The sequence below is a fragment of the Allokutzneria oryzae genome (assembly GCF_042429765.1).
Lineage (GTDB): Bacteria > Actinomycetota > Actinomycetes > Mycobacteriales > Pseudonocardiaceae > Allokutzneria > Allokutzneria oryzae.
Genome location: NZ_JBHLZU010000018.1, coordinates 761648 through 775599, shown reverse-complemented (window position 1 = coordinate 775599; position 13952 = coordinate 761648). Strand labels below are relative to the sequence as shown.

General features: G+C 69.5%; 15 protein-coding genes. 6 read left to right on the top strand and 9 right to left on the bottom strand.

Annotation, left to right across the window (positions count from 1 at the left end; translation table 11 throughout):
• Positions 1 to 90 precede the first annotated feature (90 nt).
• Both ACFFQA_RS22830 and ACFFQA_RS22825 read right to left on the bottom strand, forming a co-directional pair.
• Positions 91 to 1572: a PH domain-containing protein gene (locus ACFFQA_RS22830; protein ID WP_377855640.1), complete on the bottom strand. Its 1482-nt coding sequence runs from the start codon at positions 1570 to 1572 to the stop codon at positions 91 to 93.
• Positions 1569 to 2069, bottom strand: a complete 501-nt coding sequence (locus ACFFQA_RS22825; protein ID WP_377855637.1) for a PH domain-containing protein — start codon at positions 2067 to 2069, stop codon at positions 1569 to 1571. The genes ACFFQA_RS22830 and ACFFQA_RS22825 overlap by 4 nt, the downstream gene beginning before the upstream one ends.
• Positions 2070 to 2146: 77 nt before the next feature.
• Here ACFFQA_RS22825 and ACFFQA_RS22820 point away from each other — a divergent pair, with 77 nt between their 5' ends.
• Positions 2147 to 2767 carry a TetR/AcrR family transcriptional regulator gene (locus tag ACFFQA_RS22820; protein WP_377855634.1) on the top strand — a complete coding sequence of 207 codons (621 nt, stop codon included), beginning with the start codon at positions 2147 to 2149 and terminating at the stop codon, positions 2765 to 2767.
• Here ACFFQA_RS22820 and ACFFQA_RS22815 read toward each other — a convergent pair whose 3' ends face one another.
• Positions 2768 to 2959, bottom strand: a complete 192-nt coding sequence (locus tag ACFFQA_RS22815) for a helix-turn-helix transcriptional regulator (protein WP_377855632.1) — start codon at positions 2957 to 2959, stop codon at positions 2768 to 2770.
• Between the two features lie 37 nt (positions 2960 to 2996).
• Positions 2997 to 3257, bottom strand: coding sequence for an ATP-binding cassette domain-containing protein (locus ACFFQA_RS22810; RefSeq protein ID WP_377855629.1), 261 nt, complete (start codon positions 3255 to 3257; stop codon positions 2997 to 2999).
• A 131-nt stretch (positions 3258 to 3388) separates the two neighbouring features.
• Here ACFFQA_RS22810 and ACFFQA_RS22805 point away from each other — a divergent pair, with 131 nt between their 5' ends.
• A complete protein-coding gene (locus ACFFQA_RS22805) occupies positions 3389 to 4351 on the top strand; it encodes an NAD-dependent epimerase/dehydratase family protein (RefSeq protein WP_377855626.1) in 963 nt (320 codons plus the stop codon).
• A 294-nt stretch (positions 4352 to 4645) separates the two neighbouring features.
• Here the strand turns inward: ACFFQA_RS22805 and ACFFQA_RS22800 are convergent, their stop codons facing one another.
• Positions 4646 to 4792, bottom strand: coding sequence for a hypothetical protein (locus tag ACFFQA_RS22800; protein ID WP_162184846.1), 147 nt, complete (start codon positions 4790 to 4792; stop codon positions 4646 to 4648).
• 180 nt (positions 4793 to 4972) lie between these two features.
• Positions 4973 to 5479 carry a GNAT family N-acetyltransferase gene (locus ACFFQA_RS22795; RefSeq protein ID WP_377855623.1) on the bottom strand — a complete coding sequence of 169 codons (507 nt, stop codon included), beginning with the start codon at positions 5477 to 5479 and terminating at the stop codon, positions 4973 to 4975.
• A 129-nt stretch (positions 5480 to 5608) separates the two neighbouring features.
• On the opposite strand from ACFFQA_RS22795, the gene ACFFQA_RS22790 reads away from it, so the two are divergent.
• The gene (locus ACFFQA_RS22790; protein ID WP_377855620.1) at positions 5609 to 6226 is read left to right on the top strand and encodes an SIMPL domain-containing protein; all 618 of its coding nucleotides are present in this window, start codon (positions 5609 to 5611) and stop codon (positions 6224 to 6226) included.
• Between the two features lie 251 nt (positions 6227 to 6477).
• Here ACFFQA_RS22790 and ACFFQA_RS22785 read toward each other — a convergent pair whose 3' ends face one another.
• Positions 6478 to 7773: an acetyl-CoA C-acetyltransferase gene (locus ACFFQA_RS22785; protein WP_377855617.1), complete on the bottom strand. Its 1296-nt coding sequence runs from the start codon at positions 7771 to 7773 to the stop codon at positions 6478 to 6480.
• 81 nt (positions 7774 to 7854) lie between these two features.
• Here ACFFQA_RS22785 and ACFFQA_RS22780 point away from each other — a divergent pair, with 81 nt between their 5' ends.
• From ACFFQA_RS22780 to ACFFQA_RS22770, 3 genes are all read left to right on the top strand, one after another.
• A complete protein-coding gene (locus tag ACFFQA_RS22780) occupies positions 7855 to 9192 on the top strand; it encodes a 3-oxoacyl-ACP reductase (RefSeq protein ID WP_377855614.1) in 1338 nt (445 codons plus the stop codon).
• A complete protein-coding gene (locus tag ACFFQA_RS22775; RefSeq protein ID WP_377855611.1) occupies positions 9192 to 10040 on the top strand; it encodes a MaoC/PaaZ C-terminal domain-containing protein in 849 nt (282 codons plus the stop codon). The genes ACFFQA_RS22780 and ACFFQA_RS22775 overlap by 1 nt, the downstream gene beginning before the upstream one ends.
• A 191-nt stretch (positions 10041 to 10231) precedes the next feature.
• Positions 10232 to 10801 carry a TIGR03086 family metal-binding protein gene (locus ACFFQA_RS22770; protein ID WP_377855609.1) on the top strand — a complete coding sequence of 190 codons (570 nt, stop codon included), beginning with the start codon at positions 10232 to 10234 and terminating at the stop codon, positions 10799 to 10801.
• A 173-nt stretch (positions 10802 to 10974) separates the two neighbouring features.
• On the opposite strand, the gene ACFFQA_RS22765 is transcribed toward ACFFQA_RS22770, so the two are convergent.
• Both ACFFQA_RS22765 and ACFFQA_RS22760 read right to left on the bottom strand, forming a co-directional pair.
• Positions 10975 to 11952 (bottom strand): TAXI family TRAP transporter solute-binding subunit, encoded by a 978-nt coding sequence (locus ACFFQA_RS22765; protein ID WP_377855606.1) that lies wholly within the window; start codon positions 11950 to 11952, stop codon positions 10975 to 10977.
• A complete protein-coding gene (locus ACFFQA_RS22760) occupies positions 11945 to 13936 on the bottom strand; it encodes a TRAP transporter permease (protein ID WP_377855604.1) in 1992 nt (663 codons plus the stop codon). Before ACFFQA_RS22760 ends, ACFFQA_RS22765 begins: the two co-directional genes overlap by 8 nt.
• Between the last annotated feature and the right edge of the window lie 16 nt (positions 13937 to 13952).

Below are 13952 nucleotides of genomic sequence, written 5' to 3'. Positions count from 1 at the left end.
ATTGTTGGGCGTGGAAGATAACGACAGGAATTCGACGATCACTAAACATCCGCTAAAAGCGCCTGGCTTTCACGGCAACCAGAGGAATGCTCACGACGGCCGGGCGAGGAACTCCGTGAGGAAGTCGGGTGTCGCGGTGTCGGCGAAGCCCACGGCGTCGGCGCGGGCGAGGTCCCTGATGCGATAGCCCTGCTCCCCCGCGGCGACGGCCGCGGTCGCGGTGACCAGTCCGGCTCGGCGGGAGAACGGGTTGCTGCCGAACGACCACGAGAGCACACCTTGTCGTTGCAGCAGAACAGTGTCCCTGCTGAACACACCCGATCTGATCACCAGGTGGTCTCCGGAGACTCCGTGGCCGAGGTTGCGGTAGGCATCCCTTGCCAGCCACACGGTGATCGGCGTCGCGAGCACGAAGAAGATCCACGCCACGTGCACCAGGACCGAGGTGAGCAGGAAACCCAGTACCAGCAACGCGAACGTGATGGGCAGCGTCACGAAAACCATGCCGCGCACGACACGTCGACGCTGAGCGACCTTGGGATGCTTGCGCAGCACGAGATCGGTGGGCTGGGGCAGTCCCAGGACGTCGAGCGCGACCCGTGCGGCGTCGGCGCGTGGCGACGGGGGCAGCAGCGAGCTTCGACGACGGGTTTCCTCCTCGTTGCCGAGTCCTCCAGCGACTGCGTCCACCAGCGCTCCGCCACTGGCGCGCAACAGCAGCGGTTCGCGGAGGCGGGACCCGCGCAGCCGGCGGCGCTCGATGGACACGACCCGCGTGGTGAGCAGTCCCCTGCGGATCTGCAAGGTCTCCGAGTCCGTCCACTCCAGACGGTAGGACCACCAGTTCTCCACGTACAACGCGACCGCGCCGAGCACTCCGATGAGCGTGATCCCCAACAGCAGCAACGGAATGGTGATCCAGAGCGTACTGTGGCCGAACGCGTCGAACCCGCCCCGCACGAACCCGAGTTTCCACCACTCGATGCCGAGACCGTCCAGGGCGCGCGAGGCGGCACCGCCCACGATGAGCACGCCACCGAAGACCCAGAACGTCAGTGGTGCGTAGCGAAGCCACCGCCAGTTCATCGTCGCGATCACCGGATCGGGCGCGTGCACCCGGCTCGCCCTGGCGAGGAGCTCGTCGCGCAGCCGGTCCGCGTCCGAGCGCCGCAGCGCGTCGAGAACGATCTCGGTCCCACCGTCGGAGGCGGCCGTGCCCGCGCGGAGCACCACCAGGCCGAGCACGCGGTGCACCGGGCTGGCGGTGACGTCGACGTTGCGGACCCGCTCCAGCGCGATCGAGCGGTGCCTGCGGTTCAGCAGACCGGTGCGCAGCTCCAACGTGGTCGCGGAGATCCAGTACCGCGTACTGGTCAGCCGGACCACGCCGAGCACGGTGATCACCAGGAACGCCAGGGTGATCGCGGCGAGGCTGGTCCAGCCCCTCACCCCCACCTCGCCGCCGGTGGCCAGCAGCGTCAGCACGAACGAGGCCAGCGGCGCGACGAGCCACGCGCAGTGCACCGCGATGGTGCGGCGGTCCAAGCGCCGCCAAGTCTGGTCCGAGGTCACGTCGCATCACCCGGGATGGCCTCGGCCGCCTCGCCGATGCGGCGGGCCAGCTGGTCGGCGTCGGCCGCGGCGAGCCCGGCGATCTTCACGTCCCCGTGCGTCGACGCCGTGGTGACCACCACCGTGGCCAGGTCGAACACCCGCTGGAGCGGTCCCTGGGTGGTGTCCACGGTCTGCACCCGGGACAGCGGCGTCACGCGGTGCTTCTGCCAGAACCAGCCCGAAGCGGCGTACACGGCCCGGGAGCCGAGCTCCCACGCGTGCACCCGGTACCGCCACGACGGCATGACCAGCGCGTACAGCACGGCTGGCAGCACGAGCACCACGGCGAGCAGCGGACCGAGCCACACCAGGGCTCCGGGGAAGAACAACAGGGACAGCGTGAACATCGTGAGCGCGACCAGCAGCATCGGCACGGCGGGCAGCACCCAGGCCTGCAACGCCCACCATCGGCGGGCGCGCGGATCGACTCGGTTCGCGGGCGGGCGCAGGTTCATGGCGACATCTCCCCTTTCCAAGTCGAACGTATTAAGTCAGCCGTAATAAGTCAAACGTATTGATATAGGCTCTGCTCGTGCCGAAGCAGGTGGACCACGAGGAACGACGTGCCGCGATCGCCCACGCCCTGTGGTCGCTCGCCGGGGACAGGGGCCTGGACCGGGTGAGCCTGCGGGACGTCGCGCGCGAGGCCGGGATGTCGCTCGGCCAGCTCCAGCACTACTTCGGCACCCGCGAGGAGATGCTGTTCTTCACCATGGACTTCATCAGCGAACGCTCGGGGGAGCGGACGAGGGCGAGGATCCAGGAACTGCCCGAGAAGACGCCGTACGCGATCGTCCACGCGTGCCTGTGCGAGATGCTGCCGCTGGACGCGCACGCCCGTCAGGGCAGCCTGATGAGCATCAGCTACTACATCGAGGCGCTGCGCAACGATCGCCTGCGCGAGCACGCGCGGGACGGCGCGGGCAGGCTGCTCGCGTTGATCACCGGCCAGCTGGAGCTGGCGCGGGAACGCCGCGAGATCCCGGCCGACCGGGACCCGCGGCGGGAGGCCATGCTGATCATGAGCATCGCGGACGGGCTGACCAGCTACTGCCACCTCGGCCTGCACACCGCCGAGGAGGCGCTGGCCATGGCGCGGTCACACCTGGACCGCCTTTTCGCCGCGGCGCCCGCACACGAAACGAAACGTTAGTCAGCCGATCCTCGGGAACGGTGAGGTCGAGAAGACGACCTCCACCGGGACCTCGAAGTGCTGGGCGATCCGGAGCGCGAGGTACAGGCTCGGGCTGTACTCGCCGCGCTCCAGGTAGCCGATCGTCTGGTAGTGCACCCCGAGCGCCTCCGCGAGCTGCCTGCGCGAGATCCCCCGCTCCGCGCGGAGCATCGCGATGCGGTTGTGGACCGTCTCCGACCCCGAGCCCTCACCCAATGCGCCGCATCGCCCTGGTGCGGCGAGCCTCCATGAGGGAGCCGGACTCGCGCCGGGCCATCCGGCGCAGCACCGACGGCGCGACGAGCACCGCCCAGGCGCCGAGCACGGTGGTCTTGCCCGCCCCGTTCGGCCCGACCAGCGCCAGCACCTCACCCCGGCGCGCCCGCAGGTCGACCCCCCGCAGCACGTCGTGCGCGCCGTATCTCATCCACAGGTCGCGGACGTCGATCACGGTGTCGTCAGCCGTCACGAACCTCCCCCTTTCCGTCCTACCCCTGCGCGTGAATGTAGCAGTAGTACTACATTCGATAGCGAGTCCAATCTGGTTCGCCGGGCGAGAACCGGACAGCGAACACGGGGCCGACGTGTTCGGATTGAGCCATGCGGGTGGTCGTACTCGGTGGGACGCACTTCATCGGCAGGCGCGTGGTCGAGGACCTCGTGGCGCGGGGTGACGAGGTCCTCGTCGTGCACCGGGGACGGACGGAGCCCCGGAACTGGGTCGACTGCGAGCACCTGCACACCGACCGGTCGGGCTTCGCCGACGTCGCCGGGGACGTGCGCGCGTTCGAACCGGACGCGGTGATCGACAGCTTCGCGCTGAGCAGGGCCGACGTGGACGCCGTGCTGCCGCACCTGCCCGACGCGCAGCTCCTCCTGCTCTCCAGCATGGACGTCTACCGCGCGTTCGAGCTGGCCAGGGCGGGCGTCAGCGGCGAGCCGATGCCGCTGACCGAGGAAAGCGCGCTGCGACTGGTGCGGTACCCCTACCGCGACCAGGGCATCGGCCTCGACGACTACGACAAGCTCGACGTCGAACCGCCCTACCTGGACCGGGACGGCACGGTGCTCCGGCTGGCCGTGGTCTACGGCGAGCACGATCCGCAGCGCCGGGAGGAGTTCGTCCTACGGCGGGTACGGGCGCGACGTGAACGGATTCCCGTCGGACCCGGCAACTGGCTGTGGACCCGGTGTTACGTCGGCGAGGTGTCCGCGGCGGTCCTCGCGACACTCGGCAACGCTCGCGCGCGGGGCGAGATCCTGAACATCGGCGAGCCCCGGACGCACAGCTTCTCCACCTGGACCCGGCAGATCCTCGCCGCGGCGGAGCACGAGGCGGAACTGGTCGAGGTGCCCGGTGACCTGGTCCCCACCGACCTCACGTTCACCAGGGCGCACGCGCAGCACCTGCTCTTCGACAGCTCGAAGGCGCGCGAGCTGCTGGACTGGAGGCCGGAGCCCGTCGAGTTCGGCATCGAGCGGTCCGTGCGGTGGCACCTGGCGAACCCACCCGCCGACGCGAGCACCGACTTCAGCGAGGACGACCACGCCCTCAGCTACTAGCGAGCGAGCCGGTGGATATGGGAAACCCCGCGGTGCTGCCAGGTCGGGGGTCCGACAGCATCGCGGGGTCATAGTGGTCATCGCGGACGCCACCGAGCTTGTTACACGATACGGTGGATGTGACGTAGGTCACGTTTGATGAGGCGTAGTGCCGAAGGACGTCCGGAAACGATGAAGCGCCCCTGGGCGGCGGGAGGCCGCTCAGGGGCGCTGGTAACTCCGTTGGGCGAAACGGCGGGAGGGCCGCTCAAGCCGGCGGTCGAGGTCGCCGGCGAACGTCCGCCGTCTCCGGCCTCAGCGGAGGGTAGTCACCTGCTGCTGGGCAATGACCATGAGCTCGTGACGCAGGGCCGGGGTGGCCGCGCCGTCGATCGCGCGGTTCACGGCACGGCGAGTCCGGTTGTCGGCACGACGAGCACGCATCTTCGCGACGAGGTTCATCTGAGTTCGCATCCCCTTGAAGGCTTCGGTGTCGGTGTGACAACACAAGTATGCACCAGGATTCGAGGTTTGACACCCGATTATCCGGTGAGGTGGCTCACCGACCGGACAAGTAACGGGCCGATGCGGGTTACGACCGCATGATCATCCGCCAAACGGGGCATGACGCCGATCGTCCCCTCACAGGTGCCGTTGGTAGCGGACGAAGCTCGGGCAGTCCGGCCTGCGCGCGGCCTCGTCCAGCCACCAGCCACGCCCGGAGAAGAAGGATCGGGCCCGCGTGTTGTGCTCCCAGACCCACAGCGTCAGGTAGCCGAAGGAGACCCGGAGCCTGCTGACCGCCGCCCGCAGCAGCTCGCCGCCGATGCCGCGGCGCCAGCTCGGCGGTTCCACGTACAGCGAGTAGAGCTCGCCGATCTGCGCCGGGTCCGCGTCCGGGTCGTGGCTCGGTCCCGCCGCGGCGAAGCCGACCACCCGCCCTGCCAGCTCGGCGCACAGCAGGGCCTGGTCCGGTGAGTAGAGGAACCCCTCGATGACGCCTCTGCGCACGGCGGCCTGCTCGGGGTCGACGAGAACCCGCTCGTCGACGTAGCCGCGGTAGTACGAGGCACGCGCCCTGGTCTGGATCTCCGAGAGATCGTCGAGGTCAGCGAGATCGGCAGCCCTGATCCGCAGGTCTTCGCTCATGCAGTCAGGACGTGTGAGCGCGGTTCTGGTGGCCCGCAAGCGATTTCTCGCACAGTTGCGACCAAGCCCTCAAGTTCCGCCGAACGCCCGTCGTTGCGGCGGCGGCGGAACAGGGGTTGGGTGGGTCGCGTGGCTGAAGTTGTGACCAAAGGGACCGGGGAAGTCGAACGCATCGCCGATCGGGCGCAGCTGTGGGTCTCCTACAGCGCGAACGGGCAGGACCGCACCGCCGCGGTGAACGAGCTGACCTCGCGGATCTCGCGGGTCGAGCCGTTGCTGGACCGCGAGGGTGTCGAGGTCCGCTCGCGGCGCCTTTCGGTGCACACCAACTGGGAGAACGGACAGCGGGTCGGTTCGGGGGCCGAGCAGTACTACTCGGTGCGGGTGACCGACCGGGAACAGCTCGACGAGCTGCTCGGGGCGTTGATCGCGGCGGAGCCAGCCTGGCTGAACGGACCGGACTGGGAGCTGTCGGACCGGACGGAGGCGGTCGCCGAGGCCCAGCACCACGCGGTCGAGGACGCGCGGCGACGGGCGCAGGGATACGCGGCGGCGCTGGGCGTGCGGCTCGGGCCGCTGCTGCGGATCACCGACGGCAACGACTCCTACGGCGGGTCGGTGGAACGGATGGCCTACGGGGCGACCTCCGTCGCGTCCTTCACGCCGGACACCAGGGAGCTGAAGCTGGAGCCGCAGCCGGTCACGGTGTCGGTCCAGTGCACGACGACGTGGGTGCTGCTGGAGTAGCCGGCACGAGGACGGACGGCGGGAAGCCGGCGCCGGGTAGAGCGCGCTACCCGGCACCGGCTCGGAAAGAGCATCAGCCGAGCGGTGCCGCCTCGGTGACGTCCGCCCGGTCGTCCACCGGGTTCTGCCAGAACGAGATCACCACGAAGCGCGCGTCTCGCACCGGGAGCGACCGGACTTCACCATCGGTCGATGGTGCCACCGGTGGACCTACCCGCCCACGCCTCCTGGTAACCCATCACCGCCAGCGGTCAGCGTTCGAGAATCGCGGTGACGCCCTGTCCGCCAGCGGCGCAGATCGAGATCAGACCACGTCCGGAGCCCTTCTCCGCCAACAGCTTCGCCAGCGTGGCGACGATGCGCCCGCCGGTCGCCGCGAAGGGGTGGCCCGCAGCCAGCGAGGAGCCGTTGACGTTGAGCCTGGCGCGGTCGATCGAGCCGAGCGGGGCGTCGAGGCCGAGCTTCTCCTTGCAGTAGCCCGGGTCCTCCCACGCCTTGAGGGTGGCGAGCACTTGCGACGCGAACGCCTCGTGAATCTCGTAGAAGTCGAAGTCGCCGAGTTCCAGCCCGGCGCGCGCGAGCATCCTGGGCACCGCGTAGGTCGGCGCCATGAGCAGCCCCTCACCGCCGTGCACGAAGTCAACGGCGGCGGTCTCGCAGTGCGTGAAGTAGGCCAGCACCGGAAGTCTGCGCTGCTCCGCCCACTCCTCGCTGGCCAGCAGCACGGTGGAGGCTCCGTCGGAGAGCGGTGTGGAGTTGCCCGCCGTCATCGTCGCCTCGCCGCCAAGCTCCTTGGACTTCGTGCCGAACACCGGCTTCAGCTTCGCGAGCTTGTCCACTGTGGAGTCCGGGCGGAGGTTCTGGTCCCGCGTCAGGCCGAGGAACGGCGTGAGCAGGTCGTCGAAGAAACCGCACTCGTAGGCGACCGCGAGCTTGCGGTGGCTGGCCGCGGCGAGCTCGTCCTGGTCCTGCCGCGAGATCTCCCACTCCTTGGCGGTGATCGCGGCGTGCTCCCCCATGGACAGCCCGGTGCGCGGTTCACCGTTGCGCGGGATGTCGGGGATGACGTGACCGGGGCGCAGGCGCGGCACCAGCTTCAACCGCTCGCCGAGGCTCTTCGCGGAGTTGAACCTCAGCAGCAGTTTGCGCAGGTCCTCGTTCACGCCGATCGGCGCGTCGCTGGTGGTGTCGACTCCCCCTGCGATACCGGAGTCGATCTGGCCGAGCGCGATCTTGTTGGCGACCAGGATCGCGGCTTCGAGGCCGGTGCCGCACGCCTGCTGGATGTCGTAGGCCGGGGTGTGCGGCGACAGCCTGCTGCCGAGCACGCTCTCCCGCGCCAGGTTGAAGTCGCGGCTGTGCTTGAGCACGGCGCCCGCGACCACCTCGCCGACCCGCTCACCCTGGAGCCCGAACCGGCCGACGAGGCCGTCGAGCGCGGCGGTGAACATGTCCTGGTTCGATGCCGAGGCGTAGGGGCCGTTGGATCTCGCGAACGGGATCCGGTTCCCCCCGACGATCGCCACGCGGCGTGTGGTCCCGGCCATGTGCCCCTCCAGCGGTTGCGGGGATACCCTTCGAGCATAACCTACCGATGAGTAGTCTTACTGGTGAGTAGGGAGCGTCACATGGCGGATCGGTACCAGCGGTTCAGCACCTCTCCGCTCGGGCGGGTGCTCGTGCGCAAGCTCGGCCTTCCCAGTCCGGCGAAGCTGCGCAGATACCGGCCCGGTGACCCTGTTGTAGCAGGTCAGGTTCTTGTCGGCAGCTCGGGCGGCGGGCGGCTCGCCAAGGCCGCCGCGAGCGTGCTCACCTCGGCGGGAGCCGACGTGGTGACGACGGCCCCCGAAGGCGACTCCCGCTTCGCGGTCCTGGTCTTCGACGCCACCGGGATCGGCGACAGCGCCCAGCTCCAGGACCTGCACCGGTTCTTCCACCCGGTGATCCGGCGGCTGGACTCCTGCGGACGGGTGATCGTGCTGGCCACCCCGCCGGAGGACGCGGGCAGCACAACGGAGGCGACCGCGCAGCGGGCCATCGAGGGCTTCACCCGCTCGCTGGCCAAGGAGATCAAGCGCGGCGCGACCGCTCAGCTCGTCTACGTCTCCCCCGGCGCCGAGGACGGCATCGCGAGCACCCTGCGGTTCTTCGCCTCCGACCGGTCCGCCTTCGTCTCCGGCCAGGTCGTGCGGGTCGGCGTGGCCGAGGTGACCGAGCCGGAGGACTGGGACCGCCCGCTCGCCGGGAAGACCGCGCTGGTCACCGGCGCGTCGCGGGGGATCGGCGCCGCCATCTCCGAGCTGCTCGCCCGCGATGGCGCTTCCGTTGTGTGCCTTGATGTTCCGGCCCAGGGTGACGAGCTCGCCGAGGTGGCCAACCGGATCGGCGGCAGCACGCTCCAGCTCGACATCACCGCCCCTGACTCCCCCGCCAAGATCGCCGAGCACCTCGCGCAACGGCACGGCGGCGTGGACGTCGTGGTGCACAACGCGGGGATCCTGCGCGACAAGACGCTCGGCAAGATGGACGACCAGCGGTGGGACTCGGTGCTCGCGGTCAACCTCTCCGCGCAGGAGCGGATCAACGACGCGGTGCTGGACGGCGCGCTGCGGCCGGGTGGGCGAATCATCGGCGTGTCCTCGATCGCCGGGATCGCCGGCAACTTCGGGCAGACCAACTACGCGACCTCCAAGGCCGGGGTGATCGGCATGGTGCAGTCGCTGGCACCGGTCCTCGCCCGCTCCGGCGGCACGATCAACGCGGTGGCCCCCGGCTTCATCGAGACGAGGATGACCGCCTCGATTCCTTTGGTGACAAGGGAGATGGGGCGCCGGGTGAGCAGTCTCGCCCAGGGCGGCCTGCCGGTCGACGTCGCGGAAACCATTGCGTGGTACGCGAATCCCGGATCGGCGGGGGTCAACGGCAACGTGGTCCGCGTCTGCGGCCAGAGCCTGTTGGGGGCGTGATGACGGTGGTCCGGACGGTTCGCAAGCTGCACAGCACGCCCAGCCTCGGGCTGCTGTACCCCAAGGCGGCGTTGAGCTTCGGCGGGCGAGGCTCCGAGCTGCCCGGCGTGGAGTACGTGCGGCCGGAGGTGGTGATCGACCGCGCGGCGCTGGCTTCGTACAACGAGGTGTGCGGCTTCGGCACCGGTGACGTGCTGCCGGCGACCTACCCGCACGTGCTGGCGTTCCCGCTGGCGGTGCGGCTGATGACCGATCGCGGTTTCCCGTTCCGGCTGCCGGGCCTGGTGCACGTGAACAACCGGATCACCCAGCACCGTCCGGTCTCGGCGGGGGAACGGCTCCGGCTGCGCGTGTGGGCGGACTCGTTGCGGGAGCACGAGCGCGGACAGCAGTTCGACGTGATGTCCGAGGCCGCGGTGGGGGAGGACGTCGTGTGGGAGGGCGTGAGCACCTACCTGCGGCGGACGACGTCGTCCTCCTCGGCCTCGCCCTCATCGTCCGAAGTGGAGGAGCTGCCCGCGCCGTCGGCGGTGTGGCACACCGGGTCCGACCTGGGACGGCGGTACGCGGCGGTGTCGGGGGACCACAACCCGATCCACCTCCGCAAGATCACCGCGCGGCTCTTCGGCTTCCCCAGGGCGATCGCGCACGGCATGTGGACCAAGGCGCACTGCCTCGCCGCGTTCTCCGGCCGGTTGCCCGACGCCTTCACAGTGGACGTCCGCTTCAAGCTGCCCGTGCTGCTGCCGTCCTCAGTGGAGTTCCGGTCTGCCCGGCACGGCTCGGACTGGGAGTTCTCCGTCCGCTCGAAGCGTGGTCCACACTTGACGGGTGCCATCCAGGCTTGACTTCACCAAGCACATCCCTTGACTGCGCCTGGTTTCCGACTTGTCCACAGTGGATATGTCGGAGTGGGCACTGCCGGTTGGAGCCACCGTCCCGGTTGGACGGCTACGGCGCGGAGTCTGTTCGGTGCTCTACGCGAAGCCCTTGGCGCGTCGAGTGGCGTAGTGCGGCTGGCGCTGATGGGGTAAGGGCCATGGAGCTGCTGGAGGCGCACGACCGCGCGATGGAGGAGTTCGACCGACGAGTCCACCTGGTGCGTGCGGACCAGTGGAGCTTGCCGACCCCGTGCACCGAGTGGACAGTGCGCGACCTGGTCAACCATCTCGTCGGCGAGCAGTTGTGGGCCCCGCTGCTGCTGCGTGGAGCGACCACCGCCGAGGTGGGTGACCGCTTCGACGGCGACCAGCTCGGCGACGACCCGGTCGGGGTGTGGCAGCGCGCGGCGGAGAAGGCGCGCGGCGCCTTCGAGCGGCCGGACGCGCTGGACGACGAGGTCGAGGTCAGCTTCGGTCGGATCCCGGCGAAGGACTACGGCTGGCAGATGACCCTGGACCTCACGGTGCACGCCTGGGACCTGGCGAAGGCGATCGGTGACGACGACGCGCTCGACGCCGAGCTCGCCGAGGCGGTCTACGCGGTGATGCGGCCGGAGGTCTTCAAGTGGCAGGACTCCGGCATCTTCGCAGCCCCGGTCCAGGTCCCCGACGACGCCGATCCGCAGACGAAGCTCATCGCCCTCGTCGGCCGCAACCCGCGCAGCTAGACCCCTCGTCCCGCGCGTAGCGACACCACCTCACCGAGTCGCCGCACCCTCATCCGGGGACGCCCCCCTCCCGTTCGCGTTTTGTAGCCATAACGCGAAATGGGAGCGCTCTTTTGCGCAATAAGGCTACAAAACGCGAAAACCCTGGCCAGGGTGGTCAGGGCGCGCGGGAGCTAGCTGAGCGCCTGCCTGGCGCCGGGGTGGAGCTGCACCGGAGCGGTCGTGGACGCCTTCTCGCGGAGGATGTCCTTGGCCGCCGGGTGCACCTTCTCCAGCTCCGCGCGCTTGTCGAAGATCAGCTTCGTGATCGCGCAGGCGGTGCCGACCGGGAAGTCCTCCCGCACCAGCAACAGGTTCGGCACCACGATGGTCGGGACGTCCTTGGCCTGCTTGTAGGTCGCGGCCGGGATGGTGCCCGCGTCGTAGACCGGGTTGATCTTCTTCAGCGGCTCCAGCAGCGGCGTGGTGTCGACGAAGCGCACGCGCTCCCGCATCGAGGTCGTCAGGTCGGTGAGCTGCGCGGTCGGCAGGCCACCGGACCACACCAGCCCGTCGAGAGTGCCGTCCTTCATCCCGTCGATGGTCTTGTTCAGGTCCAGCCGCTGCGCCCGCACGTCCTTGGCCGGGTCGAGCCCCGCCGCCTGCAACAACCGGTTGGCGATCAGCTCCGTGCCGGACTTGGGGGAGCCGGTGGAGATCCGCTTGCCGCGCATGTCGGCGATCGAGTTGATGCCGGAGTCCGCGCGCACCACGACCTGGGTGTAGTTCGGGTAGATCCGGGTCAGTGCCTGGATCTTCTGCGGCTTGCCAGCGAAGGAGTCCTTGCCCGCCACCGCGTCCGCCGCCGTGTCGGCCAGCGAGAAGGCGATGTCGTAGTCACCGGCCACGAGCTGCTGGACGTTCTGCACGGACGCGCCGGTCTCCGCGGCGGTCGCGCGCACCTTGGTGTTGTTGCTGATCAGCTGCGCCAGGCCGCCACCGACCACGTAGTACACGCCGCCCGCGTTGCCCGTGGCGATGGTGAGCCTGCCGTCCGCCGCGACGCAGCCCGCCGCGTTGGGGTCGGCTCCCGCACTGGTGTCGACACGTTTGCCGCCACAGCCCGTCGCCAGCAGGGCCACCGCGGCGAGTGCCACCAAGCTCTTACGCATCAACGTCAACTCCCTCGTTTCGACGCCGCGTGGCCAGGTGCAGCACCACGGCCGCGACCAGCACAGCGAGGCCGATGGACACCACCAGTGGCTGGAGGTAGAGCAGCATCAGCGCGGCGACGGCGCACAGCGCGCGTTCCGGCCACCGCGCGGGACCGAACAGCCAGCCGCCGGTGGTCACCGACAGCGCTGCCACTCCGAGCACCGACACCCCGAACACCCACACGGTGTCCAGGAAAGGCTTCTGCAGCAACAAGGCCGCGCCGTTGTCGGTCAGCACGAACGCGATCGGCACGAGGAACGCGGGCAGCGTGTACTTCCACGTCTGCCACATCGTGCGCATCACCGAACCACCGGTGATCGCCGCCGCTGCCACGGCCGCGAGCGCGGTCGGTGGCGTCACCTCGGACAGGACCGCGTAGTAGAACAGGAACATCGCGCGTTCCGGCGCTTCGACGCCGAGCGTCGCCATGGCTGGGCCGAGCACCACCCACGCGATGATGAACGAGGCGGTCACCGGCACCGCGAGGCCGAGCACTCCGACCGCGATCGCCGAGAACAGCACGGTCAGCAGCAGCACGACCGTGGCGTCGGTGGCCAACGCGCCCGCGAGGTCAACCAGCGCCGAGGACAGCACCTGGCCGAGCCCGGTCTTCGTGATCGTCGAGGTGATCACGCCCGCCGCGGCGCAGACCGCGACGACCGGCAGCGCGCCACGGACGCCACGGGACAGGGCGAGCGCGACCTCGCGCAGCCACTCCACGACGGATCCGCCCGCGACGAGCTTGCTGACCAGCGCGAACACCGCGGCGAGCGCGGACGCGTAGACCACGGCGGCGAAGGGCGGGATGTCCAACGCCAGGAACACCACGATGATCGCCAGCGAGGCGAAGTGATAACCGCCGCGCAGCAACACCTTCCCTGGACCGGGCGTGTCGATCTCGACCTCACGCGCGCCGAACCGCTTGGCGTCGGCCTGCACCGCGAGCACGATCCCGAGGTAGTAGAGCAGCGTGGGCAGCAGCGCCCAGAGCAGCACGTCGAAGTACGAGACCTGGAGGTACTCGGCGATGATGAACGCCGCCGCGCCCAGGGTCGGCGGGGACAGGATCGCGCCGATGCCCGACGCCGCGAGCAGCCCACCCGCCTGCTCCCTCGGGTAACCGGCGCGCTTGAGGATCGGCCAGGTCACCGCCCCGAGGCTGACCGTGGTCGCGGTGCCCGAACCGGAGACCGTGCCGAGCAGGAAGCCGGAGAGCGCGGTGGTGCGGCCGGGCGCGGTCGCCGAACGCCGGAACGTCGCGAAGCTGATGTCCACGAAGAACTTGCCCGCACCGGAGACGTCGAGCATCGCGCCGTAGATGGTGAACAGCACGATGTAGGTCGCCGCGACGTCGAGCGGAGTGCCGTAGAACCCGCTGGCGTCGTTGTACAGCGCGTTGATGATCTGGCTGAAGTCGATGCCCGCGTGCGCGATGGTCCAACTGGGCGGCAGGAATCCGCCGTAGTAGGCGTAGGCCAGAAAGCCGGCGCAGACGGCGGGGAGCACGAGCCCGGTGGTGCGCCTGCACGCTTCGAGGACGAGCACGAGCAGCACGGCTCCGCAAAGGATGTCCATTGTGGACAGAGAGCCCTGCCGGTCGAGGAACGCGTCGAACCCACCGAGCACCGGGTAGAGCCCGACCAGCAGCGCCAGCGCCGCGAGCACCCAGTCGTACGCCGGCGGATTGTCCCGCTCGCGCCGTTGCGAGCGGGACAACCCTGGACGGTAGACCAGGAAAACCAGGGGCAGCACCAGCGCGAGGAAAATGATCAGGTAGTACTGCCCGCCCTTGCCGAACGGGAAGAACACCTGCTTGAGCACGAGCAGTGCGACAGCGAAGGCGGCGAAGCCGACGCCGAACTCCCAGCGCCCGGTGAGCCGGCGCGCGGGGCGTTCCTCGTCGTGGTCGGCAACCAGCTCATCGACCGTCGGACCGGCCAACGGCCACCTCCAGCAG

Coding starts and splice junctions, on each gene's coding strand:
- ACFFQA_RS22765 (WP_377855606.1), bottom strand. CDS start 11,952: ATGCGTAAGAGCTTGGTGGCACTCGCCGCGGTGGCCCTGCTGGCGACG.
- ACFFQA_RS22795 (WP_377855623.1), bottom strand. CDS start 5,479: ATGAGCGAAGACCTGCGGATCAGGGCTGCCGATCTCGCTGACCTCGAC.
- ACFFQA_RS22805 (WP_377855626.1), top strand. CDS start 3,389: ATGCGGGTGGTCGTACTCGGTGGGACGCACTTCATCGGCAGGCGCGTG.
- ACFFQA_RS22775 (WP_377855611.1), top strand. CDS start 9,192: ATGACGGTGGTCCGGACGGTTCGCAAGCTGCACAGCACGCCCAGCCTC.
- ACFFQA_RS22785 (WP_377855617.1), bottom strand. CDS start 7,773: ATGGCCGGGACCACACGCCGCGTGGCGATCGTCGGGGGGAACCGGATC.
- ACFFQA_RS22780 (WP_377855614.1), top strand. CDS start 7,855: ATGGCGGATCGGTACCAGCGGTTCAGCACCTCTCCGCTCGGGCGGGTG.
- ACFFQA_RS22825 (WP_377855637.1), bottom strand. CDS start 2,069: ATGAACCTGCGCCCGCCCGCGAACCGAGTCGATCCGCGCGCCCGCCGA.
- ACFFQA_RS22770 (WP_377855609.1), top strand. CDS start 10,232: ATGGAGCTGCTGGAGGCGCACGACCGCGCGATGGAGGAGTTCGACCGA.
- ACFFQA_RS22815 (WP_377855632.1), bottom strand. CDS start 2,959: ATGCTCCGCGCGGAGCGGGGGATCTCGCGCAGGCAGCTCGCGGAGGCG.
- ACFFQA_RS22800 (WP_162184846.1), bottom strand. CDS start 4,792: ATGAACCTCGTCGCGAAGATGCGTGCTCGTCGTGCCGACAACCGGACT.